General features: G+C 40.6%; 17 protein-coding genes. 11 read left to right on the forward strand and 6 right to left on the reverse strand.

Annotated elements, in window-relative coordinates; genetic code table 11:
• Nucleotides 1–22 precede the first annotated feature (22 nt).
• The 6 genes from BLR27_RS07980 to BLR27_RS08005 all read left to right on the forward strand — a co-directional run bounded on the left by BLR27_RS07980 (nucleotide 23) and on the right by BLR27_RS08005 (nucleotide 9,285).
• Nucleotides 23–655, forward strand: coding sequence for a 30S ribosomal protein S16 (locus BLR27_RS07980; protein WP_090703317.1), 633 nt, complete (start codon nucleotides 23–25; stop codon nucleotides 653–655).
• 111 nt (nucleotides 656–766) lie between these two features.
• A complete protein-coding gene (gene rimM, locus BLR27_RS07985) occupies nucleotides 767–1,294 on the forward strand; it encodes a ribosome maturation factor RimM (protein WP_090703320.1) in 528 nt (175 codons plus the stop codon).
• A 453-nt stretch (nucleotides 1,295–1,747) separates the two neighbouring features.
• Complete coding sequence (locus tag BLR27_RS07990; protein ID WP_090703324.1) at nucleotides 1,748–2,941, forward strand: anhydro-N-acetylmuramic acid kinase; 1,194 nt, start codon at nucleotides 1,748–1,750, stop codon at nucleotides 2,939–2,941.
• 39 nt (nucleotides 2,942–2,980) lie between these two features.
• Nucleotides 2,981–5,989 carry a SusC/RagA family TonB-linked outer membrane protein gene (locus BLR27_RS07995; protein ID WP_090703328.1) on the forward strand — a complete coding sequence of 1,003 codons (3,009 nt, stop codon included), beginning with the start codon at nucleotides 2,981–2,983 and terminating at the stop codon, nucleotides 5,987–5,989.
• A 120-nt stretch (nucleotides 5,990–6,109) separates the two neighbouring features.
• Entirely contained in the window at nucleotides 6,110–7,420 is a 1,311-nt protein-coding gene (locus BLR27_RS08000; RefSeq protein ID WP_090703331.1) for a RagB/SusD family nutrient uptake outer membrane protein, read from the forward strand.
• A 47-nt stretch (nucleotides 7,421–7,467) separates the two neighbouring features.
• Nucleotides 7,468–9,285 carry a serine hydrolase domain-containing protein gene (locus BLR27_RS08005; protein ID WP_090703335.1) on the forward strand — a complete coding sequence of 606 codons (1,818 nt, stop codon included), beginning with the start codon at nucleotides 7,468–7,470 and terminating at the stop codon, nucleotides 9,283–9,285.
• A gap of 220 nt (nucleotides 9,286–9,505) precedes the next feature.
• Here the strand turns inward: BLR27_RS08005 and BLR27_RS08010 are convergent, their stop codons facing one another.
• On the reverse strand, nucleotides 9,506–11,929 hold the full coding sequence (locus BLR27_RS08010) for a hypothetical protein (protein ID WP_090703338.1): 2,424 nt from the start codon (nucleotides 11,927–11,929) through the stop codon (nucleotides 9,506–9,508).
• Nucleotides 11,930–12,630: 701 nt separating this feature from the next.
• Nucleotides 12,631–14,112, reverse strand: coding sequence for a Fic family protein (locus BLR27_RS08015; protein ID WP_090703342.1), 1,482 nt, complete (start codon nucleotides 14,110–14,112; stop codon nucleotides 12,631–12,633).
• Between the two features lie 632 nt (nucleotides 14,113–14,744).
• Here BLR27_RS08015 and BLR27_RS08020 point away from each other — a divergent pair.
• The 5 genes from BLR27_RS08020 to BLR27_RS08040 all read left to right on the forward strand — a co-directional run bounded on the left by BLR27_RS08020 (nucleotide 14,745) and on the right by BLR27_RS08040 (nucleotide 21,062).
• A complete protein-coding gene (locus BLR27_RS08020; RefSeq protein ID WP_090703345.1) occupies nucleotides 14,745–17,150 on the forward strand; it encodes a TonB-dependent receptor in 2,406 nt (801 codons plus the stop codon).
• Nucleotides 17,151–17,170: 20 nt separating this feature from the next.
• Nucleotides 17,171–18,475 (forward strand): PepSY-associated TM helix domain-containing protein, encoded by a 1,305-nt coding sequence (locus BLR27_RS08025; RefSeq protein WP_090703347.1) that lies wholly within the window; start codon nucleotides 17,171–17,173, stop codon nucleotides 18,473–18,475.
• Nucleotides 18,476–18,602: 127 nt separating this feature from the next.
• Nucleotides 18,603–19,277 (forward strand): tRNA (guanosine(37)-N1)-methyltransferase TrmD, encoded by a 675-nt coding sequence (gene trmD / locus BLR27_RS08030; RefSeq protein WP_090703351.1) that lies wholly within the window; start codon nucleotides 18,603–18,605, stop codon nucleotides 19,275–19,277.
• A gap of 141 nt (nucleotides 19,278–19,418) precedes the next feature.
• Nucleotides 19,419–19,766 carry a 50S ribosomal protein L19 gene (rplS, locus tag BLR27_RS08035; RefSeq protein ID WP_090703355.1) on the forward strand — a complete coding sequence of 116 codons (348 nt, stop codon included), beginning with the start codon at nucleotides 19,419–19,421 and terminating at the stop codon, nucleotides 19,764–19,766.
• A gap of 144 nt (nucleotides 19,767–19,910) precedes the next feature.
• A complete protein-coding gene (locus BLR27_RS08040) occupies nucleotides 19,911–21,062 on the forward strand; it encodes a mechanosensitive ion channel family protein (RefSeq protein ID WP_090703360.1) in 1,152 nt (383 codons plus the stop codon).
• A gap of 365 nt (nucleotides 21,063–21,427) precedes the next feature.
• On the opposite strand, the gene BLR27_RS08050 is transcribed toward BLR27_RS08040, so the two are convergent.
• The 4 genes from BLR27_RS08050 to BLR27_RS08065 form a co-directional block, all read right to left on the reverse strand.
• Nucleotides 21,428–21,625 (reverse strand): hypothetical protein, encoded by a 198-nt coding sequence (locus BLR27_RS08050; RefSeq protein WP_090703368.1) that lies wholly within the window; start codon nucleotides 21,623–21,625, stop codon nucleotides 21,428–21,430.
• 14 nt (nucleotides 21,626–21,639) lie between these two features.
• Nucleotides 21,640–22,302, reverse strand: coding sequence for a phosphatidylserine decarboxylase family protein (locus tag BLR27_RS08055; protein ID WP_090703372.1), 663 nt, complete (start codon nucleotides 22,300–22,302; stop codon nucleotides 21,640–21,642).
• A gap of 75 nt (nucleotides 22,303–22,377) precedes the next feature.
• On the reverse strand, nucleotides 22,378–22,911 hold the full coding sequence (hpt, locus tag BLR27_RS08060; protein WP_090703376.1) for a hypoxanthine phosphoribosyltransferase: 534 nt from the start codon (nucleotides 22,909–22,911) through the stop codon (nucleotides 22,378–22,380).
• A gap of 21 nt (nucleotides 22,912–22,932) precedes the next feature.
• Nucleotides 22,933–25,071: a biosynthetic peptidoglycan transglycosylase gene (locus BLR27_RS08065; RefSeq protein WP_090703380.1), complete on the reverse strand. Its 2,139-nt coding sequence runs from the start codon at nucleotides 25,069–25,071 to the stop codon at nucleotides 22,933–22,935.
• Nucleotides 25,072–25,186: the final 115 nt, after the last annotated feature.

Consider the following 25,186-nt stretch of genomic DNA (forward strand, 5'->3'; position numbering starts at 1 on the left):
TTGAATACATAAAACTTGAAAAATGGCAACTAAAATCAGATTGCAAAGATTCGGTAAAAAGGGAAAACCTTTTTATCACGTAGTGGTAGCAGACGCTCGTGCTCCAAGAGATGGTAAATTCATCGAAAGATTAGGTTCTTACAATCCAAACACAAATCCGGCTACAATTGAAATCAATTTCGAAAAAGCATTGGATTGGGTTAACAAAGGAGCTCAGCCTACAGATACTTGTCGTGCAATACTTTCATACAAAGGTATTTTATACAAGAAACATCTTGAAGGTGGTGTTAAAAAAGGCGCTTTAACTGAAGAACAAGCTGAAGCAAAGTTTGCTCAGTGGTTAGAAGGAAAAGCTGGTAAGATTGAAGGTAAAAAAGACAGTCTGACTAAATCTAAAGAAGAAATTAAGAAAGCTACTTTAATAGCTGAAGCTAAGAAGAAGGAAGAAATGGCGGCTGCAATTATTGCCAAAAATACTCCTCCTGCAGAAGAAGTTGAAGAATCACCAGTAGCTGAAGTTGAAGCAGCTCCGGTAGTTGAAGAAGCAGCACCAGTAGTTGAAGAAGCAGCACCAGTTGCAGAAGTAGCTGCCGCTGAAGAAGCACCTGCTGCTGAAGCATCTGAAGAGGCTCCATCTGACGAAAAGGCAGTATAGTTTCTGTTAAATCATTAAAATAAATAACGTCATTGCAGATGTTTACCGATGTGTTTTCTTTATTGAAAACCCAAAAAGGTGCATCAGCAATGACGTTCCTGTTTTACCGCTATGAAGATTGAGGATTGTTTTTATATAGGCTATATCACTAAAACCAAGGGTTTAAAGGGTGAGGTACAGGTTTATTTTGAATATGAGGATCCTGCTGATCTTCCGCTTGATTCAGTTTTTGCCGAGATCAATGGCAAGCTGGTACCCTTCTTCATTTCTACCTATAAATTACAAAATAACCAGACAGGCAATTTTTATTTCGATGATATTGATACCATTGAAAAGGCTCAAGCTCTCATCCGGAAAAAGCTTTACTTACCAAATAATTTAAAGCCTGTCAGGGAGGATGATGAATTCCTGATCACCGATCTTAAAGGTTTTATCGTTCATGATGAAACCGCGGGTGAACTGGGTGAGATCATCGAAATTCATGAGTATCCACAGCAATTTGTGGCTGTTGTTTCCTATAAATTTAAAGAGATCATGTTTCCCCTGAATGATGATCTTATTGTTGAGATCGATGAGGAAAATGGGATCCTTAAAGTAGACCTTCCCGAGGGGCTGATCGATCTGTATCTGGGGGAGTAACTGAAAAGGAATACACTGTGCGGTTGCGAGAGCGATCATCGAAATTCATGAATATCCGTAGCAGTTCATTGGAGTAGTTCCCTATCAATATCAAGAGATCATGATTCCCCTGAATGATGGTCTGATCCCTGAGATTGATGAAGAAAAAGGTATTTTGAAGGTGGATCCCCCGTAAAGGCTGGCTGAATCTATGCTAAAGCGTCTTCTGCCAGATTTCTATCTCTTTTCTTAAAAAGCCAATACTACCATTCATGCTTGTTCCTGCGATTTTCCATAGATGAAAACCCAAATATAGCTCCGGAACAACATTGCAGGTTTTTGCAGGATTTAATTTAAAAACCGCAAATAAAATTATTTTTATTATTAGATTTATGAGGCTCTTTATCCTGTTGATCAGGAGAGAAATATGTGCTGCTGTTTTTGGGGTAAATAGTTAATAGTCAGTTTAATTGCATGAATAACAATATTGAAGCCATTTATAAGATTGGCGGTAAGCCGGTAAGGAATATCATAGGATTAATGTCGGGGACCTCTTTTGACGGTTTGGATATCGCTTTGTGTGAATTCCAGGGCAGCGGATTGGCAACCAGTGTTAAGGTTAGGAAATTTACTACGAAGGAATACAAATCTGATTTTAAGGAGGAACTCAAAGCTGTTTTCGCAAAAAAAATTGCAAACCTTGAACAGGTAACATTATTAAACGATTTTATTGGCAGCTATTATGCTGAACTGGTTCTGGAGTGTTTGAAGGAATGGGGTATAGCTGCAACAGAGATCGACCTTATCGCTAGCCATGGACAAACTATTTATCATGCTCCAAAGCACCAGCATGGGATCGCCAAATTTTCAAATGCTACCCTTCAGATCGGGGATGGCGATCATCTTGCTGTGAAAACCGGGATAATAACTATAAGTGATTTCAGGCAGAAGCATGTTGCAGTAGGAGGTGAAGGAGCTCCATTAGCAGTGTATGGTGATTACCTGATCTTTTCCAGCCAGGATGAAAACAGGATCATGTTAAATATCGGGGGTATTGCGAATTTTACTTTTCTGCCATCCGGACATTCAACGGGTTTTTTCTCATCCGATGTTGGTCCTGGGAATACCCTGATGGACCAGTTTATCCAGTTAAAATATCCAGGTAAATATTATGATAAAAATGCAGAAATAGCTTCAGCAGGTAAGGCAAATGAGCAGTTGTTGGAAGCCCTGCTTGATCATCCCTTTTATAAAGCTGGCTTCCCTAAAACTACAGGGCCGGAGCTTTTCAGTTTAAGCTACCTGAACAATGCCCTTTTGAAATGCGGCATTGAAAACGCTTCGAATGAAGATGTCATGGCAACTCTGGCGGCTTTCTCGGCAAGAGGGATCATTATGGCAATTTCTGAGTGTGTAACAGGCAAGGGAGCATTTGAAATTTATTTAAGCGGAGGAGGGATGTACAACCCGCTTCTTGTAAAGTATGTTGAGGATCATTTTGGCCTCAAACTAAAACTGACCTCAGATTTGGGTATTGACCCTGATTCTAAAGAGGCTGTGCTATTTGCTGTCCTGGCAAATGAAGCTGTGGCCGGAGGGAAGACCTCATATGGCGATCATCCCGGTGTGCCTTCCATATCGATGGGCAAGATCAGTTTTCCTGAATAATTAACGAGTGAATAATTAACCAATATATAAATAACCAATATGAAAAAAGTGTTACAAACTTTTATGAATCGCCGGTATATTTTTGCTGTGCTGGCTATGATGTGTTATGGCCAGCTGGCCATGGCTCAAAATCCGAGGTATACCATTAAAGGTGTCATCACCGATGCCCGGAATAAGGAACCTCTTCCAGGGGCTGTAGTAAAATTAACGGGAACTACCCAGGGAACATCTACCGACATTAACGGAGCGTACACCCTTGTTTTAAATGTCAACGAAGGTACTTATCCAATTCTGATCAGTTATACTGGTTATAAGCCTGTTACCAGAACTATTCTTTTAAACCAGAGCAGCTTAACCCTAAATGTTGAGCTTTCTGAAGATGCGCTTAACCTGGATGAGGTAGTTGTTACAGGTACTTCGGTTGCAACGAGCAAAAAGCAGTTAGGGAATGCTATTTCTACTGTTTCTGCAAAGGAGCTTGAAGGCGGTGCGGCAACCTCGATCGATCAGGCTTTAGCCGGAAAAGTTTCGGGTGCACAGATCTCTCAGAACTCAGGTAATCCTGCAGGCGGTATCAGTGTGCGTCTTCGCGGAAACAGTACAATATCCGGATCCAGTGATCCTCTTTATATTGTGGATGGTGTTATTGTGAATAATAGTTCAGCCGAACTGCTTGATCTGGGAGGCTACTCTCAAAACAGATTAGTGGATATTAACCCTGCGGATATTGATAGAATAGAAATTATTAAAGGCGCTGCGGGTGCCGCAATATACGGATCGCGTGCAAGTAACGGGGTAGTCCAGATCTTCACCAAAAAAGGTAAATCAGGGAAACCTGTGGTCAGCTTTTCAACTCAGTTCAGAACAAATTCACTGCGGAAGAAAGTTGAAACAAATGAATACCCTTTTCGGTTTGCAAACACTACAGCTACCGATCTAACACAAATTCCTGTGCAGAGATATGATCTTCAGAATGAGATATTTACCACTGCTTATGGTACAGAAAATAATATTTCGGTCTCGGGAGGATCAGATAAAACTCAGTATTATTTAAGCGGAGGATATTTAGGAAACCAGGGTATCATCAAGAATACCGATTTCAAGAGAGCAACGACCCGTTTAAGACTTGACCAGCGATTCAATGATGTGATCAAGGTAAGTATGGGTGCCAGCTATACCTTCAGCGGAAGTAATGAGATTCCTAACGGTGGTATTAATTCGGCTTATGGTGCGATGACCGGTTTTATATTCGGAAATAACTTTATTAATCCTTATCCAGATCCAAGCAGTGGAGTATATCCTTCACTTGCCCCTACAGGTCTTCGCCGCACTAATCCGCTGGAAGCCGTTAACCGTTTCGATTTCAGCCAGCAAACCAGTCGTTTTATCAGCGATTTACAGGTAAATATTGAGCCGCTTAAGAATTTATCGATCAATTATACATTAGGGTTTGACAACTCAACCCAAATGGGATCAGGTTATATTCCTATTGGTAATACCAGTCCTGAGCATAATGCAGGTTTTGCCAGAAAAGGAGACAGAATAAACACCCTTTTAAATAATGACCTGAATGTAGCTTACCGTTCCAAACTGGGATCCTGGTTAGAATCAACAACTTCAGCAGGAGCAACTGCTCAGTCGGAGCGCATTAATTCTGCCATAATCACTGGTACCCAGTTAAGTCCTGTAAGTCAGGCTGCATCAAGTGGCGCTTCTATTGTGACCAGTGATTACAAATCGACCATTAATATTTTAGGATTTTACATACAGCAGACCTTTGGAATAAAAAACAAATTATATCTGACCGGAGCTGTCCGAAATGATGTTTCATCATCATTTGGAGAGGCGAACAGATGGCAGTTATACCCTAAGTTCAGCGGTGCTTATATCCTGTCTGAAGAAGAATTTTGGAAGAACTCTTCCATATCTTCAGCAATTCCAAGTTTAAAACTGAGGGCATCTTACGGACAATCAGGTAACCTGACCGCTATCGGTGCTTATGACCGCTTTAGTAATTATAATTCGGTGTCTCTGGCAGGTCTTCCCGGAGTGTCGGCGCCTTCACAATACGGTAACCCGGACATTAAGCCGGAACGTCAGACAGAAAAGGAGTTCGGTATGGATGTCAGTTTCCTGAAAAACCGGTTAGGGCTTGAAGTTTCCTATTATGACAAAGCTGTTCAAGACTTGCTTCTGCCGGTAACTTTGCGTCCTTCAAGCGGATATATTACCCAGTTTCAGAATATAGGAAATATGGTGAATAAGGGATTTGAGCTGATGCTTAAAGGAGTACCTGTTCAGACTGTAAATTTTAAATGGAATTCAACCATTATATTCTCCAAAAATAAGAATGAAGTGACCGATATCCCTGGCGGAGTGGTTACATTCCCTGGCGGATTTGGACAGGTTGCCGCGGTGAATGGTTATCCATTGGGTGCATTTTATGCAACCTCTTTTGCGCGTACTTCTTCCGGCGAACTTCTGCTTACACCTGCCGGCTTCCCTCAAAGAGAATTGACTGGCCGCAATACAGCTGGGCAGCCTTCAGGTTCAGTAAAAACCAGTGTTATCGGAGATCCAAATCCAAAATGGACAGGATCATTTACGAATGAGTTTTCTATCGGAAAAAACCTGAGCCTGAGAATGCAATGGGATGCTTCTTATGGTAATGATGTATTTAACTTCACAAGACGGGTTGGTGACAGAGATCTTTACGGAGGTCTGAAAGGATATGAGGCTGAACTAAGAGGCGAAGTTCCAAAGGGAACTTCAGCCGTATTATTCGGCATCATGGAGAACTGGATTGAAGACGGTTCATATCTAAAATTCAGGGAATTATCTGCTTCTTATGACCTGAGAGCTAAATTTCTGAATAATAATCCTTTGAGAATAACGGTTTCAGGAAGGAACCTGATGTCAATAGACAAGTATAAGGGCTGGGATCCTGAGACAAATGCTGCGGGTCAGAGTACTGCGGTTCGCGGCTTCGACTTTGTGGAAGTTCCGATACCGAGAACCATCGCCCTTGGTTTAAATTACACATTTTAAGAATTCATATTAACGTCATGAAACCTGCTCCGTTTAGCACTTAAATCCTGTTAAAGGAAGGCTAACTTAAAATATAGTTTATGCAGGCTTCATTACCACTAAAACACAAACAATAGAGAAATGAAAACAAATATTTTATATAGATCTCTTCTCTCCATCCTGATCTTAACCGCTTCATCGTGTGAGTTAGATCAAAGTAATCCGAACTCTGCTACAGATCAGCAGGTTTTAAATACCAGGGAGGGAGTAATTGCCTTAAGCATAGGATTACGTCAATTCTATTCTACTACCGGCTTAAGCCAGGTGATGCTTACACCTACAGTTACCGCACGTGAGGTAAAAGGAATAGCAACATTTACCAACACCCTGGAACTTGAAGCGGGCGGTACGGCACTGCCAACTGCCAATGGTAATATCTTAAGTTACTGGTCGACCATGCAGCGTGAAATGGGTATGTGCGAAAACATAATCGCGAATGCGCCCAAGGTGGCTAATATTGAACCAGCGCTTTTAAGCGGTATCATGGCTCAGGCTTATTTGTTCAAAGCCATTTCTTTAGCAAGTTTGGCTGCTGCTTTTGAGCAGGCCAATCTTAACAGCAGTACTACAGAGCCGGTACAGTTTGTTCCAAGAGCTGCCGTGATGGCAGAGGCTATCAGGCTGCTTGACCTTGGAATTGCAACTATCACCACAAACCCTGCATCTGCAGCATTTACCAATCTGGTAAGCGGTCCTGACTTTGACCTGAAAAATACGCTTTACGCGTACCAGGCCCGCATCAGTTTAATGGCAGGTGATAACCAGAAGGCATTGACAAATGCCAACCTGGTTGATCTGAGCAAAACATCGAAATACAGCTATACCACTCTCAGCCCTAACCCGCTTTATACAATTTATAATGTGACCCGCTCCTACCGTCCGAGAGATAATTTTGGATTACCGGCAGCTTTATATGAAGCAGGTGATAAGCGTTATAGTTTCTACTTTACAACACCAAGGGATATAATCAATACAGATCCTGTGGTGATCCTTACAGGTTTCGCGGCTTCTCAAACAACTTCGATTCCCTTGTATCTTACTGATGAGATCAAACTGATCAAGGCGGAAGCGACATTAAGGTTGAATGGTTCACTTACAACAGCATTGCAGTTGATTAATGAAGTGAGGACACAAACCAGTGGAGATCTTTATGGTGTAAACGCTGGCCTTCCGGCTTATACCGGTGCAGTTACGAAAGATGACCTGCTGCTTGAAGTTTACAAACAGCGCTGTACTGAATTGTATTTAAGCGGTTTGAAATGGGAGGATACCAGACGCTTTGGCCGCCCGGTGCCGCCTGCTAATAATACAGAACGTAATCGTATATTTTATCCCTACCCTGATCAGGAAAGGCTCAATAACAAGAATACGCCTGCCGATCCGGCAATATAATTTTCAAAAGAAGGGGGAGCATTTGTTCCCCTTTTTAGTTTAAAACCATGAGAAAAATAGTAAGCCTTCTTTTCATATTTATTCAGACCGCTGCTTTTTCGCAGGTTGATAGGGAGCTGATCAGCCTTTCCGGGATAAGGGAAGCTGAACAGCATGCTGTTGTTCTGAGGAACGGATCAGGAACAATTCCATTGAAGAATCTTAAAGGACTTAAAATAGCAAGCCTGCATTTTGGTTCTGCGCATACCGCGGTTTTCGACAGTATTGCAAATAAATACTGGGCAGTTGAAAGTATTCATGCGGATACCATTCGCAACATCGAAGAGTTTAACAAATTGCACGACCAGCTTAAGCTTCATAATCTTATTGTCTTTGACCTTTCTGCAGAAACCCGTTTTAGTAAGGAACTCCTGGCATTTATTTCTGATGTGGAAAGTAAGACGAAAAGTATCATCATATTAAGCGGAAGTGGCAAGAATCTGGAACTCCTGGCTAAGTTCAAATCAGCCATCATCTGGAACAAGCATGAAAGTGCCTCAGCGGCTTCATTTTCTGCCCAGCTGATGTTTGGAGGAGCCTCTGCAGCAAATAAGCTGAATGCGGATTATGGTTATCATTTTAAGAAAGGCTATGGCTATACAATACAAAAGATACGGCTGGGGTATTCATTACCTGACGCTGTTTCATTAAACGGCAGTTTGGCAGGAGGAATAGATTCGATCGTGAATGCCGGTATTGCGGCACATTCAGCCCCTGCAGTTGTGATTCTGGTAGCTAAGGACGGGAAGGTGATCTTCAGCAAAGCATATGGATCACATACTTACAAGGGAACTGCTTCAACCAAGGCAGATGATATTTTTGATATGGCTTCAGTTACCAAGGTGAGTGCCACAACACCTGCTATTATGCGTCTTTATGATAAAAAGCTGATAAGTTTGGAGGATACCATCAGCAGATATGTTGCTTTAACAAGGAATATTCCGGATAAGCGTGATATTAAAATTAAAGAAGCCTTGCTGCATGAAGCCGGATACACCCCTTATATCAAGTTCTTTGAATTGTTAAAGCCCGGGGAAATGAGCAATGATTCATCATCCACTCATCCCACCAAGGTAGCTGATAATTATTTTCTGAGAGCCAATTATTTTAATGAAGTGATGTGGCCGGTTACATTAGCATCAACAGGGGGAACCCGGGGTAAATTTGTTTACAGCGACGTGAGCATGTATATGCTGAAGGAAGTTGTCGAGCAGGTTTCTCATAGCAGGCTGAACGATTATGTATCAAATGAGTTCTACACTCCCCTTGGTATGCTTTCAACAGGCTACCAGCCGCGGAACCGCTTCGAAAAATCGAGAATTGTGCCTACCACAGAAAATGATAACTGGTTCAGGGATATGCTTGTACAAGGATATGTAAATGACCCGGGTGCGGCTATGTCAGGAGGTGTTCAGGGACATGCCGGATTATTTTCAAACGCCAATGACCTGGCTATCTACTTTCAGATGCTGCTGAATAATGGAATGTATGGGGGACAGAAATACTTTGAAGCCGGCACTGTCAAACTGTTTACTTCCCATCAGTCAAAGGTCAGTGAACGGGGATATGGTTTTGCGCGGGTAACACAGAAGGAGCTGAATGCAAATAAAGGCTATCCTTCCGAAAAAGCATTCGGACACAGCGGTTATACAGGAACCTATGTATGGGTCGATCCTGTTTATAATCTGGTGTATATCTGTCTGACAAATCGGGTATATCCGGATGACGGAAAGACTTTCGGGGTTTCGAAGGTGAATATCAGGGCGCAGGTTCTGGACAGGGTGTATCAGGAGATTCTTAGAAGTGACAGGGATGTACAGAAGTAAATAGTGTATGAGTCTGATCAACAGATTTTTATAGTAAGGACCTTGTGATTACACCAGCCAATGCGAAGGGATTTTAATTAGCAGAAATTGTGTAAATCTATTGCTCATGATATCTCCCGGAAACAGATAATTAAATTTATAAATAGCGCACCTTTTTTCCTGACCAATAAATATCCGACCTTCTGATACCATGATTAGCCGATTATTTGTTTGAGAACTGTTATTTTACAGTAAAACTCTGTTCACCGAAAATCATATTTTCTATCCCTACTCCTTGAATTATAATTCTGAATTTGCCGGTGATATCACCAGTGATAAAACTGAACTCTGTTTCTCCTTTCTCATTATTCATTAAGCCCGGTTGCCAGAAAAGAGTTGATATGAACTGAGCTTCAATTAAACCCGCCGAATCTGTATTTACTCCGTAGAATTCCCTGGATGTGAATACAGGATTTATTTTAAAAATAGTTTTAGTTTCGTTTGATTCATCTAAAATACATCCTGAATACACAAATCCATTACCAAATCTTTCTCCCTTTATAGGTGCCCTGCCGCCAACATGGTTAGAACAATTCAGAATACCAAAGCTACACACATAATCTCCACAAGCATTTGGACCTGCCCCTTTCATACCATACAAAGAATAGTCATTTTTATTGCCAGTAACCACTACTTCCTGCAAAGCGATCATTCTTTCCATTCCTTTTAGTTGCTGATCGGAGCTATTTTGAATAGCTGGAGCTACATTAGTATTTTGTATAACAAATTGATCTGAAAGCCTTTGATTAATATTTTTAAACGGATTGTCAGTCTCAATTGCAAAGCCGGTCTTGTTTTTCTCATTTACGGATGCCAAAACCTTCCGGCCTTCTGTAGTCACTAGTTGGTTTTCATTTATGATAAAAGATCCATCAGTATCTGTTGTTAACAATTCAAAGAGAGAATCCCTGAACAGGCTGATCTGGACTGGCTTTTTTAAATCCTTATTATTATAAGTCACTCTACCGGTCATTTTCGGGGTTTGTATAACCAGGGTATCTTTAGCCCCTGTTTGAATCAGATTTTGCCAGGTGAATCTTCTCCAGCCTTTAACTAACATAATATCTTCTAGGTAATCTTTGTTGTCTAATCCCCTTCCTGCCGGATCCTTTGGCAAGCCTCCCAAATCATGGTTTAAATAGACATAACTCTCAATATCCTGCTGCTTGCTGCTTTCGATCCGGTTATCCTGCACAACAGCTGCAGACATAATACCCTGAACCGGTTTTCCGTTCTGGTCTGTTAGTTTCAGTTTGACATTAACTTTCTCTTTCCTCTTATAGACTGCTTTATCAGTTTGTATATCTCCTATTATTTTCTGGTCATGATGTGCAAAAAATAGACGTTCAGCTGAAGGCCTTCCGTTCTCGTCCAGAATGGTTATGGTTGCAATCCCTTTGGGTAATTCAGGCAGAGCCATGATTACTTTTGTTCCTATAGCTTTGGCCTGTACCTCTGCAATACCAAAAACTTTGCGGTAATTATGTATCAATACTTTTATGTTTTTGGGCGATTTGCTAAACAGACTGAACTTTAGTGTATCATTTACAATCGCATTGTTCAATTGCAATATTATTCCATCCTCCAGGGCTCTGGGTAAAGTAAAAACTGTGTCTTTTTCAAGGTAATTGTTAGCAGAAACTTTCAAAGTATAAATGCCTTCATGATCAGGTCTTAGCTTGAATGAACCAATACCATAGCTGTTAGTGCTGATGGTATCAAGCGGGATATCGTTTCTGTAAAGAATACCCTTCAATGCAATAGGTACATTCTGCCTGTTTTTAGCTTCCCATGCAATGGTACCCGTAAGTCCATTTACCAGATTTCCACCTTCGGGGAAGAATTGTACATCCATTCCACTTACGGTATGCTCCGGAAGTTTTATGCTCAGGTACCCTACTTCTTCATTATAGGTAATGGTGGTAAGTAGAATGGGATTAGTCTGGTTTACTTGTGAAGCAGGAATAGTCATAATATAAGTGCTTTCATTTTGCTTCAACACAACAGTTTGTTTCTCTCCCTTACCTACGCTATAAGTAATACCGGGTTTTATTTTTGATTTAGGATCAGGTTCTTTCGGAGTGAGGGTAAGCTTTGAACGGACAGCACCACCTGTCACAACGCTATCCAGTAAACTTAAAGTAGCGTTAAAACTATTCAGGACAATACTTTTTATGGTCAGGGGCTGAGTAAAAACAGTCAGGGGCTGCCCGTTCTTGTCTAATACGTTTGTTGAGGCAATGAACATGTAATTGCCGGGAGGAATGGAATCAGGCAGCCCCATACTCCCAAAGCTGAGGCCATCCTTCATGAGATATTTATCCTGCAAGATAATCTCTCTGTTATCTTCCCTGACCATGGCAAGGGATAGGATGGTATGTCTATGCAAATAGGTTTTACCGCTCTCAATCAGATAGGCGCTAAACCAAACTGTCTCATTATTAGTATAAATGGTTTTATCAGTATGTACAAAGAGTGGGTTGGAAGGATTTGACCTGGAATGAAGCTCAAACTTATGGACGACTAAAGAATCCGTCATTGAGGTTTGTGCATAGACAGTTCCAAATAATATAAAACCAAGAAAGCATGCTAAAGCAGTTCGCATCGAAGTTAAATTACTACTGTGTGCTTAAAGATAATTTATTAACGAGACATTTAAATAATGGAAGAAGGATGATAGTAAGGCTGCTGCTCACTTAAGAATGTAAAATGGACTTTAATATTGCCTGTAAATGGTATTGTTAGACAAATCAAAAGTTTGGTTCATATCAAAAACACGTTGAATAAGTTATGCGGTGCCTTATTTTACATAAACAGAGTGCATAATCCCTTACTGACCAATATGATTGAAAAGCAGCTTTGTAAAAACTTTTAATTCAGTTCTCATCTTTCCTCAATTGTGTTTTTTCTTGCCGTTGAACATTCAACCGGACCATAACTGGAATTTTTTAACCAAGTCTGTCCCGTATGTACGGGATTTTATTGAGTTATCCGAATACTATAAGTTCCTGATTTAAAATGAAATATAATAATTAATCTGCAATTTTTTGCGTCTTAGCGTCTTCGCGAGAAACATCTTTTATGTAAAATCAACACTTTAGACCTAAATTATATAATCGGCAATAATAGTATTATAAAAATGATCTCGCGAAGACGCAGAGTCGCAGCGCTTAACTTTATCGGACAGTGGGAAACACTAAGGACTGATGGGTAGTTGATAGGAATACTATGGCCAGAAGGCCAGAGATTCTGACTGTCATTCCTGGCTCTATACGTTCTTTTTTTCCTGTGGCTGATCGGTCTTTTTCATAGCCGCTCAATGATTTTTAAAATGTTTTCTTCTGGTTCCGAGAATGCATTGCAGTCCCGAAGGTGATTTTCCATCTCGTCCCGGTCATCTCCGAAGATTTGCCCGCTGAACAGGTGCGCTTTGGCCATTACCCGGATGTAGGTATCTGTGTCGCCCTGTCGGGTCAGGCGACGAAGTGACCCAAGGTAGTCTTCCCTGAAAACTGCGGGAATTATGATTTTAGATTCCCCGGCAGCCACCAGTTCTGCATTCATCATTATCCGCGCCAGCCTTCCGTTTCCGTCCAGGAACGGATGGACTTCACTGATCATGAACTTTATGAACACAGCGCGGGCGATGGGGTGTTCCAGCGCCCTGTAAAATTCAAAGCCTTTAATGAGAGTGCCACGTACCAAATTGTAGTCAACGAAGATGGTACTTCCCGCGAAGTTGTTACGATCCTTAAAAAGGCCTGGGTTTTTATCGGGGCGGGCCGACATCAGTATCCGGTGACGATACTGAAGAATTTCTAGCAGTTGTGCGCTGTCTCGTGGCGTCACGTGCATTTCCTGCCGGCTTGAAACAATCTGATAGGTACCCAGCACGTCGTGAGAATCCGCGTTACGAGCAGGAAGCGGCTGTTGAGTTGCGATGATTTGTTTAGCTTCCTCAATCTCAAATACAGTACCTTCAATGTAATTGGAAAAGTAGCTCTCGAAAAAGGCGAAATTTTTAAAGGAGATGTCGGAGGCATTTTGATCCAGTCTTCGGATAAGCGGTCGTTCGCGTAGATCGATAAATAAGGATTCAAAGATTTTGGTTCGTTCGATATCAAAAGGAGCGCCCAGCGCACGTGCCTTTGCTGCCGGGGAAGCCAGCCCTTTGTGTGTTCTCGTAGCTAATAATGCGCTGATCAATCTATTTAGTTTGCTGAACTCGGCATCCATACCCAGCGCTCCGGAAATTTCCCGGGCCCGGTCGCGAAGGCGGTTAATTTCCTGTTCCCCATTGATTTGAATAATCTTTTCTAGCTTTTCTTCTATCTGTTTAATGGAAAGTGTTTTAGAATCAGCGCCCGGTCTGCGGGATACCTGCATATTCTCCAGATATGCGCGAGCCTGCTGAGAAATGTATAGGTCGAACATCTTCGAATCGCCCTCAATTGGGCCGGGTCCTGCCATAAAACTGAGAGTGACACCGGGCAGTTCAATTTTCTTGGTATACGTATAGGTTAAAAACAACATTCCGGATTCTGTTGGCCGGTATTCAAATGCTGATCGGTGACTGAGTACTGCACCATTGTATTGTTTACCAAGGATATTGAATAGGTTCCGTTTAATTATTTCTTCTGCGCTGTCAGTCAGTTTTCCTGTATAAATCCGTGGAGCAATTTTTTTCAGTTTGCCCTCCCGGATGTGCTTTGCGATCTGTTGGGATATGGCAGGATCAGACGATCCAAATACAATGTCCTGAAGATGGAGGGGAATATTTTTTTCCATTATAACCGTTAATCAGTAGCTGATTATTAAATATTTTCTATTTAAATTCAAATTTAATTAAATATTTTCTATTAAGGTATTATATTTTAAATATTTTCGGTTATGTAAGCCTTTTTGTGAAAGCATTTTTTTCCAGTATGATGACTGAATATGATATATATATTAAATATTTTCTATTATGAGCACATAATCATTAAAATTTTACTATTATAAATAAAAATCATTTTGCAAAGATCAAGGTTATTTTTACTGGTATTGGACCCGTTACTTTCGAACATCAATCAGGTATACCTGCAAAATTTACATTCGCCTTAAAAGGTTTAAACAGTGAACTTGTCGATATCTCCAATGTAAAAGGCCTGGATTGGGGTGCTTTCCTTTGTCAGAATTGTCTTGCAGATTTAATTGTCCTTAAACTCAAATTCGGGATACTTTGCATAACATCGAAGAGCGGCATGATTGCCGGTGTTATTTCATAAACAAGCCTGTCCCGTATTGGCAGAATCCGCCCTGCTTATATTAAAATCTAACCTTTATATTATTAATTAGAATTATTCTAAATAATGCTTTGAAATTCATTTTCTGTTTTTATATTTGTCTCAATCTAGAACGAGTCTAAATAAAAATAAAAAATGAAATCTATAAAAATACCTTGCTTAGTCCTCCTGTTGATCCTTTTAAATTTATTTAATCTGGAGACGAGCCTTGCACAAAGCAATCAATCAATTTTAAAAGGAAAAATCGTTACCGCTGATGGTAAGGCTGCCGGATATGTTAATGTTGGAATTAGAGACCTGAATAAGGGAACTGTTAGCGATGAAAACGGAACGTATATTCTTCGGAATGTTCCTGTCGGCCAAATTGTAATAAAAGTGTCTTTTATTGGTCTTCAAACTCAGGAGAAGGCCATCAAAATATTGGATGGACAAATAACTGAGTTAAACTTTGAATTGACAGAGAGTTCTCAGAGACTTTCTGAAGTGATCATTACGGCGGCAAGAAATAATCAGCAGGTTCCGGCAATTGGTAAGGCAGGAATTAATCCGATGGATCTGCCCCAGAGTACTGGAATAGTGAGTAGTCAGGTGATTAGCGATCAGCAGGCATCCAGGCTAAGTGATGTGATGAAGAATGTGAGCGGTGTGGCGATGGGTTCAAGCAGAGGTTCTACTTCAGAGAATTTTTTCGCTCGTGGTTATAGTCTTGGAAGCAATAATTACTTCAAAAATGGTTCAAGGTATAATTCGGGGTCTATACCTGAGGTAAGTACTTTAGAGCAGGTAGAAGTTTTGAAAGGTAGTGCGGCCATGCTTTATGGTAATGTTAGCGGTGGTGCAATAGTAAATCTGGTAACCAAGCGCCCGAAGTTTGAATATGGAGGTGAGGTTTCTTTGCGCGGAGGAAGTTTTAATTCATACAAGCCTATTGGCGATATTTACGGTCCCATTTCAAAGAATTTGGCTTTCCGTATGATCGGAACTTTTGAAAACAATGAGAGTTACAGGAATAACGTGAAGTCTGATAAATACTATATCAATCCCTCACTATTATACAAAGCAGGTAAGAAAACGGATATTTTAGTCCAGGGCGATTATTTGAAGTATGAGCTTACACCCGATTTCGGGATCGGTTCACTCGCGGGAAAAATACCAACTACCATCTCCAGATCAAGTTATTTTAATACTCCATGGGCATACAACAAAGCTGAGCAAACCAATGCTTCTGCCACTATTGACCATAAGTTCAATGATTCCTGGAAACTTAATGTAATAGGGTCATACCAGCTTTTTGAAAGAGATTATTATTCAACTGAACGCATCCAGGCTGATGCTGTTGGAGACTGGAGCCGTTCATTGACAAGATCAAATACTGCAGAAGATTATTATTCTGCACAGGCTAATCTGACCGGAAAAATAAAGACTGGCAAGATCAGCCATCAGGTTTTAATTGGAACAGATGCTGATAGCTACATGAATACCAGTCACACCTTTAATTTAACAGCTGCTTATGATAAGATCAACCTGCTTGATCCCAACAAATACAATGCCCGTGTAGATATGCCTTTTGCAAAAGACTCCCTGAGGACTGAGGCTCCAACCTATCGTTTGGGATATTATGCTCAGGATCTGGTAAGCTTATCAGATAAATTTAAAGTACTTGCCGGATTAAGATGGTCGTATCAGAAAGCTCTGGTTACAGATATATATAATCTGGTCAATGGAACGACAAAGAAAGGTACAGCTTCTGCAAAGGCAGATCAGGCTTTTTCTCCTAAACTGGGGCTTGTTTACCAGCCAATAACAAGCATGGCCGTTTTTGCCAGCTACTCCAATAACTTTACCGTGAATTCGGGTATTGATGTTTTTGATCAGGCACTGCGACCTTCGCTGGTTGACCAGTTTGAACTGGGACTGAAAAACGACTTCCTGAACGGTAAGTTAACGGCAAACTTCGCACTTTATAAGATCATCAATAATAATCTTGCTCAACAGGCTCAGTACCTTTTGGACGGAGTAACGGTGAATACAAACACAAATATCAAAGAATTAACAGGTCAGACTACAAGTGATGGATTTGAACTCGATCTGACCGGTTCTGTTGTTCCCGGATTGTATTTCATGACTGGTTATAGTTTTAATTACATGAGATATACCAAGACCTCGGGATTGAAGGGAAGTTATATTGAAGGAGAACATCTGGTTAGTAATCCCGCACATACGGCTCATGGAAGTCTGTTTTACACCTTCAATTCCACAAAACTTAAGGGAGTTAAATTAGGCGCTTCAACCTATTATATTGGCGAAAGGAATGCAGGATGGAACAATACAGTGGGCCAAACTCAGTCGGAAACCAGATTGATACCGATGTCGGGATTTACAACTTTTGACCTTTCAGCCGGATATACCCTGAAAAGAATCTCTCTTCTGGCCAAACTATCCAATATTACCAATGAGCTGAACTATTATGTGCACGAGAACTATAGTGTAAACCCTATCCCTCCGCGTCAGTTTTTAACCACCCTGTCTTATAAATTTTAATAAAGCCATTTAATAGAAACATGAAAAAATTTTTAACCTGGTCCGGATTCCGTAAGTTTTTGAATGATGTCCACTTATGGGTAGGTCTTTCAAGCGGACTTCTTGTGTTGCTTATCTGCCTGAGTGGTACCATTTATGTTTTTAATACGGAGATCAGAGAATTTTCCCGGCCAGAAATGTATCATGTAAGTCCTTCAACCAATGCTAAAAGGCTGGCTGCAGAAAAATTGATCGCCATGGTAAGTCAGGAAACGGGAGGAAAAGTGGTTAGCATCAAAATACCATCTGATCCTGAAAGATCCTATGTCCTGACCGTCAGGAAACCGGAAGAAAGTAGGCCGGGTGAAAATAAGGAAGCTAAGAGTAAGGGCAGAGCGGGAGAGACATCAAAGGAAAATTCCGGTAAAAGATCCGGAGAAAAGGCTGAAAAAGGGGGATCTGAAAAACCTGGTCCCCCAGCCAGGGGCATCCAATACATGGTAGATCCTTATACGGGACAGATCCTTGGGAACAGCAACGAAAAGACTGCGATTACGGAATTTATGCAGCTGATGTTCAGTCTGCACCGCTGGCTTTTGCTCGACAGGATCGAAGAGCCTCTTTTTGGGGAGCTTCCAAACCGTACTCTTGGTAGTTATATTAGCGGAACCGCAACGATATTGTTTACTTTGGGAGTCATCACAGGTATGGTCATTTGGTTTCCCAGAAAGATCAGGAGCTGGAAAAATGGTTTAAAAATAAAATGGGACGGGAACTGGAAGAGAGTTAACCATGATCTCCATAATAGTCTTGGTTTTTACAGCTGCATCCTGCTATTTTTAATGGGAATTACTGGTCCGCAATGGTCGTTTTCCTGGTACAGGGAAGGTTTAAGGAAAACCCTGGGAACCTACCAGCCGGAAGGTGCGCCAAAACCAGAAACTCCACATTCAATCATTCAGGGAACGGGAAGTGCTAAAACATTATTCATCGGCGATTTTATCAGCGCTGCAAATAAAACATTGAATTACCATGGCGACCTGACCATAGCTCTGGCGGCTGATTCTGCGGAAGCAATCGTTGTAAACAAGGTAAAAACCGGATTTTTTGCTCCTGTAGCCAGCGATAAAATATATTTAGACCAGTATACCGCATCAGTATTGCAGTCTGATATTTTCAGTGCAAAGCCACTGAATGAGCGCATTTCAGCTTCCATTAAAGCTCTGCATGTTGGAGATGTTTATGGCAGTTTTTCAAAGATCCTATATTTTCTTGCCTGCCTGATCGCTACCAGTCTGCCAGTTACCGGTACTTTGATCTGGCTCAATAAAATGAAGAAGGGTTGATTTATTGAAATAATATCCCAGCCGGTTTCATTTCATGAATGATCCGGCCAGGACTATTAACAGGGTCTTTGCTTTAATCCCCTAGTCTCATATCTCATATCTCATATCTCCTTCCTATCTTTGCAGCATGCGTTTCGATATCATAACCGTATTGCCCGACTTGCTGGAGAGTCCTTTTGCACATTCCATCTTGCAGCGTGCTCAGAAAAAGGGACTTGCAGAGATCGTAGTTCATAATCTGAGGGATTATTCAAGCAATAAGCAGAAATCTGTTGATGATTATCAGTATGGTGGAGGCAGCGGAATGGTGATGGGTATTGAGCCTTTCGCTAATTGTATCGAAAAATTACTTGTGGAGCGTAAATACGATGAGGTGATCTTTATGACACCCGATGGAAAAACACTTAATCAGAGTATGGCCAACGAGCTATCAGGAAAAGAAAATATCATGATCCTTGCCGGGCATTATAAAGGTATCGATCAGCGTATTCGCGATATTTTTGTAACCAGAGAGATCTCCATTGGGGATTATGTTCTTTCCGGAGGTGAATTACCGGCAGCGGTTCTGGTTGATAGTATTGTCAGATTATTACCGGGAGTATTGAACGATGAAACCTCAGCATTATCAGATTCCTTTCAGGGGGAGCTGCTTGACGCTCCGGTATATACCCGTCCGGCCGACTGGCGGGGCCATAGGGTGCCCGATATTCTTTTAAGCGGACATGAGGCAGCGATCAACGACTGGAGGCATGAGCAGGCTCTGGAGCGTACAAAGCAGCGACGCCCGGATCTTTTGGAATAGGACGTATGTACCTGGCCTGCTTATACCTGAAAGAAATTAAATAAGGGAAAATATTCAAAATCCTTTTTTAAGTAAAATATTTTTCCTAATATTGCAGTCCGATTTTTACGGGCTAAAAATCGACTTTAAGAGCTTAAAATCATGGATTTAGTAAAATTTGTTGAAGAGCAGGCGGTAGTTAAAAAGCAAGTTCCTGCATTCAAAGCCGGTGATACGGTTAGTGTTCACTATAAAATTCGCGAAGGAAATAAAGAACGTATCCAGATTTATCAGGGTGTTGTTATCCAGCGTAATAGTGTAGGTGTAAATGAGACTTTTACAGTACGTAAAATGTCAAATGGAGTTGGTGTAGAGCGTATCTTTCCAGTAAATTCTCCGAACATCGATAAGATCGAAGTAAATAGTCATGGAAAAGTTCGCAGAGCGAAATTATTCTATCTGCGCGAGTTAACTGGTAAGGCAGCTCGTATCAAAACAAGAAGAGTGTAATTAAATAATAAGATTTAGCCTCCCGGATGATATTCGGGAGGTTTTTTCGTTTATAAGGTTTTGTAAAACAAACTCTCATTGGTTAATCCTGAATAATTTGGTTATTTTAAAGACCATCTGTAAGACAATACACATTCTTTAATTATGAACTCTGAATTTTTTGAACAGCAATTTTTTGGAAACAGCATTAGAAACTATCTCCTTTTTGCCTCTATACTTCTTTTTGGATTATTACTCAAGCGATTGTTTTCAAGGGCATTAAGTAAGCTGATGTTCAGAATGTTCATGCGGATCCAGCCCGGTACAGATCCAAAAGTTTTTGTCGATCTTCTGATTCGCCCGGTAGAAGTTCTGATTCTCTTTTCCGTGATCTACCTGTCCATTAATCAGCTTGACTATCCACTTCAGGAAGTGATATTCAGAAGAACTACCCTGATCAATAAGGTACCGTCTGTTTATGAGATAACGCTCCTGCAAGTGATTGACAATTTATTTTTATTGCTTTTCATTATTGCTGCCTTCTGGATCGTGCTGAGGATCATCGATTTTATCGCCTATGTTTTTGAGTATAAGGCGGCATTAACGGAATCAAAAACAGATGATCAGATGGTACCTTTTATCAAGGAACTTTCTAAGATCATTACCATCGTTCTGGCCGTTTTTGTCATCCTGGGTGCCGTTTTTAATTTAAATGTTGCTACGATCATCGCCGGACTTGGTATTGGCGGAATTGCTGTGGCCCTGGCGGCTCAGGATACGCTCCAAAATCTGTTGGGCTCATTCACCATTTTTGCTGACAAGCCATTTGTTGTTGGCGATCTTGTTCGTATTGATAAATTTGAAGGGACCATTGAAAAGGTAGGTTTCAGAAGTACCCTGCTCCGGACTCTTGACAAAACCCTGGTAATCATTCCCAATAAAAAAATGGTCGACAGCCCCCTCGAAAATCTCAGTCTCAGAAATCTGAGAAGAATGAAATTTAACATCGCTCTGAAGTATGATACTTCGGCTGAAGTAATGAAGAAAATCTCTGTTGAGGTTGAGAAATTTGTGAATGATCATCCGGCAACAAGCAATGACACATTGGTTAGCTTTGACTCATTCGGCGATTCCTCGCTGAACATACAAGTGCTCTATTTTATCGAGATCGTTGATTACAATGAGTATATGCGAATCAGGGAGGATATTAATTACCGCATTATGGAGATCGTTTCCGAAAACGGAGCAGGTTTTGCATTTCCATCACAAACGGTTTACCATGAGTATGTTGGGGATAAGCCCGAGAAGCCTGTATAATTTGTATCAGAAATGTTTTTTTAAACAAAAAGGTCTCTATTGCTAAGACGCAAAGGATTACAGATTTTTTATGATTTGGAAAGGACCACCCCCTTTTATTCCCCCGCCAGCGGTGGATACTGGTTGGCTAAGGAAATTTGATGGAATCTCACAATCCAATATTAAATGCAATTTTTTTATCCGTCATGCTGTCCACCGCTGGCGGGGGTTAGGGGGTGGTTCTTGGAATTTTAACCAATCTCAACCTTACTTATTGACTAAAACGGGAGGATTACAGGTTATTCAATTACTCCCCCATATAAAAACGAAACCAAAGCGCACAAAAAATCCGGTCTGTTATCAGACCGGATTTTTTATTAATCAAATTAATTCTTTTTCTTAGGTGCTTTTGGCGCTGTTTCGCTTGTCTTAGACTTATCTGAACAACCGCTCATTTTACAGTCCTTACCCATTTTACATTCCATTTTTTCTGCTGGTTTTGGTGCAGATTTAGGCTCCTGAGCAGTTACAGTTAATGTTGCTGCAAAGAATGCTATTGCTAAAAATCCTGATATTTTCTTCATTTTATGTTTATTGATTAGTTTTTTAAATGTGCTAAAACAGTGATACCACCTTTTACAGTGTCGCCCAGTCCTACTTTGATTTCTGTACCTAAAGGTAAAAAAATATCTACTCTTGAACCAAATTTGATGAATCCGAATTCCTCTCCCTGCACAGCTTCCTGACCTTCTTTGGAATAGCAAACAATTCTTCTGGCCAATGCTCCTGCTATCTGGCGAAACAGAACTAAAATTCCTGCTTTATTCTCAATAACAATTGTGGTTCTTTCATTCTCGGTTGATGATTTCGGATGCCAGGCCACCAGAAATTTTCCAGGGTGGTATCTGTAATATTTAACAATACCGGAAATAGGATTTCTGTTAATATGTACATTGATCGGCGACATGAATACGGAAACTTGAATGCGCTTGTCTTTAAGATATTCAGTCTCTTCAGTCTCCTCGATCACAACAACCTTACCATCTGCAGGACAGATCACATGCTGGTCATTCTTTACAACCTTAATTGCCGGACTCCTGAAAAATTGGAGTATGATAACAAACAGAGCAAATGATAAAATGTAAATGATCCAGATAAACCAGGTAGTATCGGGAAGAAGGTAGTGTACAACTGCATTAAGTACGAAAATAAAGAGAATGCAGAGTGCGATCGAAGTATAGCCTTCCTTGTGAATGGTCATTTTATAATGGTTAGTTCCGCGCAAAAATACAATTTTTCGGATTAAACAATCTATTGCCTGATTAATATTTCCGCTTTAAACAGCCCTGTAAATATCTCTCAGATTTCTTCCTAATCCGTTATAATCCAGTCCATAACCAACTACAAACTCATCCGGAATTTCAAAACCAACGTAAGTGATCTCATCGATCTGGATTTTTAATGATTTAGGTTTTAGTAAAAGCGTACAAACATTAACAGAAGCAGGATTTTCCTTATTGATCATCTCCAGCAGGTATTCGAGCGTTTTACCGCTGTCAACAATATCTTCCACAATGATCACATCCCGATCCTTTAAAGACATTTGCAGTCCGATCTCTTTTTTGATCTTCCCTTTGCTTTTTTCTCCTTCATAGGATGAAACTTTAACAAAGCTAACCTCGGAAGAAATATGGATCTCTTTGATCAGATCAGCAAGAAAAATGAAACTGCCATTCAATACTCCAATGAATACAGGAATGCGGTTCTCGAAATCAACATTCAGCTGAATAGCTATCAAACGGATCCTTTTTTTGATCTGCTCATATTCCAGTAATAATTCAAATTGTTTATCGTCAATCTCTATTTTCATGGCTTAATTTTGGGAATATATTTATTCATTACCTTTTTTGTTTTTTGATTCCCGTTCAAGTTTTCTCTGCTCCCTTTTATCCTTTCGGGTACTGGGTGCCTTTGTTAGGATACTGTCTCCTGAAATACTCTTGGGCTTAAGAGCTTCTTTAACCTGCAGACTATCAGCTCTTTTTTTACCGAATAGCTGCTGCAGAATGCCATCCTGTTCTTCCGCCTCGCTGTCGATCAGCAAGCTGTCGGCAACCAGAGAGTCAACTGGTAATCCGGACCGTAAACTTTCTCTTAAACGAACAGAATAGAAACCATAATAATTACTGTCGGGAGGTGTCAATCCGCGTTTGGCCATAATTCCGCCAATAAAATTAAAATAGGATGAAAGTCCCGATCTTAAGCTTCCATCACCTTCAAACCTGTAAAGACCCGATTTAGGCCTTGGAACAATACTGGCAAGGAAAATACTTTCTCCGATATTGAGTTCTGCCGGATGCTTACTAAAATAATACCTGGACGCTTCACCTATACCATACACATTTCTGCCCCACTCGATCAGGTTAAGATAGGTTTCAAACATTCGCTGTTTACTTGACAAATGACCATTCTCCATGATCCACACGATCAGGATCTCTTCGATCTTCCGGGCCAGTGTTTTTTGTCTGTTCAGATATACATTCTTTACCAGTTGCATGGAAATGGTGCTGCCACCTCTTTTGAATGCTTTTTCTTTGAAATTGGTGGAAATAGATTTGCGGATAGATTCTTCAACAAATCCATTATGGCTATAGAACGAAGGATCTTCTGCGGTCAGCAGCGCATTTTTTAAATAGGGAGAGATCTGGTCAATAGGTGTAAAATTCGGATTTTCAGGTCCAATAATTATGTCCCGCATGGGTTTACCATATTCATATGGGGTATATACAAAACTTCCATTGATCTTCTGAAGGTTCGTCTTACCCCATTTCTTCACTTTGAATCCTGCATTTTTAAGCCTTGAATTAAAAATTACATCGTCCGGCTTTTCAGAGTCGAGATAAAAGTCAAGGTTGTATTGCAGTTTTCCGGCAACCTGTATGCCTTCCAGTGATTCGAATAGTCCTTGCGGGAATGAATTGATCAATTGCTGAGCATCCAGCTCATCTGTATGGATCTTCAACTCGTAAATTTTGGAGGGAGAAAGGGTATATTTTATAAAAGGATGAACGTCAATGTCCTTTATGTGGATGGTTGAAGTGCTGTCGATTGAAATAAAATTCTTGCCGATCACCATATCTGCATCCAGTGAGGCATCCTGTACGATCACATCATTCGATGAAATCCGGGAATGATTTACCAGCAAGTTTTTAACTTTCCATGAGCCATTGATCTCAAGCTCATCCCCGCTTTGCTTTACCCCCCTCATTTCGGTTGTTGCGGTATCAAAGTTCAGTTTTAGTCCGAATTTTTTTTCTAGAATGGGCAATTCAACCTTTTTATTATCTGCAAAAAGCATCAGGTTGAGTTGTTTATCACCGGGGTCAACACTGCCTTCAATATGCCAGGTTGATTCATTTCCGTTTACCTTGATCGTTGAACTGACATCCCCTCCATCAATCGTTGCGGTTGTGGTATGAATATCTACCAGGCTTGAATCATCAGTGAACTTTATTCTAAAATCCCTGATATCCATATCATCAGGAATTTTATAAAGCATTTCATTGATCAGATTATTGGCAAATTTTGCCAGATCTAATTCCGGCTTAGCTTCTGATGTATCTGCCTGCTTTTTGCGGAAAAGAAAATCATAATTGCTTGTAGAATCTTTTTTTACAAGGTTAATGATTCCCTTATCCAGATTTATTTCAGCAATTTTTATATCTCCAAATATCAGGGGAAATAATTTGACACCGATTTTAAAGTTTTCAATTTTTGCCAGACTATCTCTATCCCGTGGGACGGCAGAAATATTTTTAAACTGTACGCTGCTCAATCCGACAAATTTGGCGCTCTCAATTTTCAGCTCCAGATCATACTCTTTATCCGCTTTATTGATCACTTTTTTGATCGCCGCGGTGAGTAAAGCTTCACGTTTTGCATAGGCTATTCCACCTGCAATGAGAATAATGGTAAGGAGGCTTACTATTGAAATTTTGGCAATTTTATAATATTTTTCAGGTATCTGCATGTGGTAAAATCTCCATTAACTGAAAGATAACGCTTTTAGATAAAGAAAGGTTTCAGGCTGATCAATAATTACTGGTCAGTTCACTGTAAAAACCTTCATCCTCTAACAATAAGCT

The organism is Daejeonella rubra (assembly GCF_900103545.1).
Taxonomy (GTDB): domain Bacteria; phylum Bacteroidota; class Bacteroidia; order Sphingobacteriales; family Sphingobacteriaceae; genus Daejeonella; species Daejeonella rubra.

Excerpts from the sequence above, each read along its gene's own strand:
- BLR27_RS07980 (WP_090703317.1), top strand. The coding sequence starts at position 23 with ATGGCAACTAAAATCAGATTGCAAAGATTCGGTAAAAAGGGAAAACCT.
- rimM (WP_090703320.1), top strand. The coding sequence starts at position 767 with ATGAAGATTGAGGATTGTTTTTATATAGGCTATATCACTAAAACCAAG.
- BLR27_RS07990 (WP_090703324.1), top strand. The coding sequence starts at position 1,748 with ATGAATAACAATATTGAAGCCATTTATAAGATTGGCGGTAAGCCGGTA.
- BLR27_RS07995 (WP_090703328.1), top strand. The coding sequence starts at position 2,981 with ATGAAAAAAGTGTTACAAACTTTTATGAATCGCCGGTATATTTTTGCT.
- BLR27_RS08000 (WP_090703331.1), top strand. The coding sequence starts at position 6,110 with ATGAAAACAAATATTTTATATAGATCTCTTCTCTCCATCCTGATCTTA.
- BLR27_RS08005 (WP_090703335.1), top strand. The coding sequence starts at position 7,468 with ATGAGAAAAATAGTAAGCCTTCTTTTCATATTTATTCAGACCGCTGCT.
- BLR27_RS08010 (WP_090703338.1), bottom strand. The coding sequence starts at position 11,929 with ATGCGAACTGCTTTAGCATGCTTTCTTGGTTTTATATTATTTGGAACT.
- BLR27_RS08015 (WP_090703342.1), bottom strand. The coding sequence starts at position 14,112 with ATGGAAAAAAATATTCCCCTCCATCTTCAGGACATTGTATTTGGATCG.
- BLR27_RS08020 (WP_090703345.1), top strand. The coding sequence starts at position 14,745 with ATGAAATCTATAAAAATACCTTGCTTAGTCCTCCTGTTGATCCTTTTA.
- BLR27_RS08025 (WP_090703347.1), top strand. The coding sequence starts at position 17,171 with ATGAAAAAATTTTTAACCTGGTCCGGATTCCGTAAGTTTTTGAATGAT.
- trmD (WP_090703351.1), top strand. The coding sequence starts at position 18,603 with ATGCGTTTCGATATCATAACCGTATTGCCCGACTTGCTGGAGAGTCCT.
- rplS (WP_090703355.1), top strand. The coding sequence starts at position 19,419 with ATGGATTTAGTAAAATTTGTTGAAGAGCAGGCGGTAGTTAAAAAGCAA.
- BLR27_RS08040 (WP_090703360.1), top strand. The coding sequence starts at position 19,911 with ATGAACTCTGAATTTTTTGAACAGCAATTTTTTGGAAACAGCATTAGA.
- BLR27_RS08050 (WP_090703368.1), bottom strand. The coding sequence starts at position 21,625 with ATGAAGAAAATATCAGGATTTTTAGCAATAGCATTCTTTGCAGCAACA.
- BLR27_RS08055 (WP_090703372.1), bottom strand. The coding sequence starts at position 22,302 with ATGACCATTCACAAGGAAGGCTATACTTCGATCGCACTCTGCATTCTC.
- hpt (WP_090703376.1), bottom strand. The coding sequence starts at position 22,911 with ATGAAAATAGAGATTGACGATAAACAATTTGAATTATTACTGGAATAT.
- BLR27_RS08065 (WP_090703380.1), bottom strand. The coding sequence starts at position 25,071 with ATGCAGATACCTGAAAAATATTATAAAATTGCCAAAATTTCAATAGTA.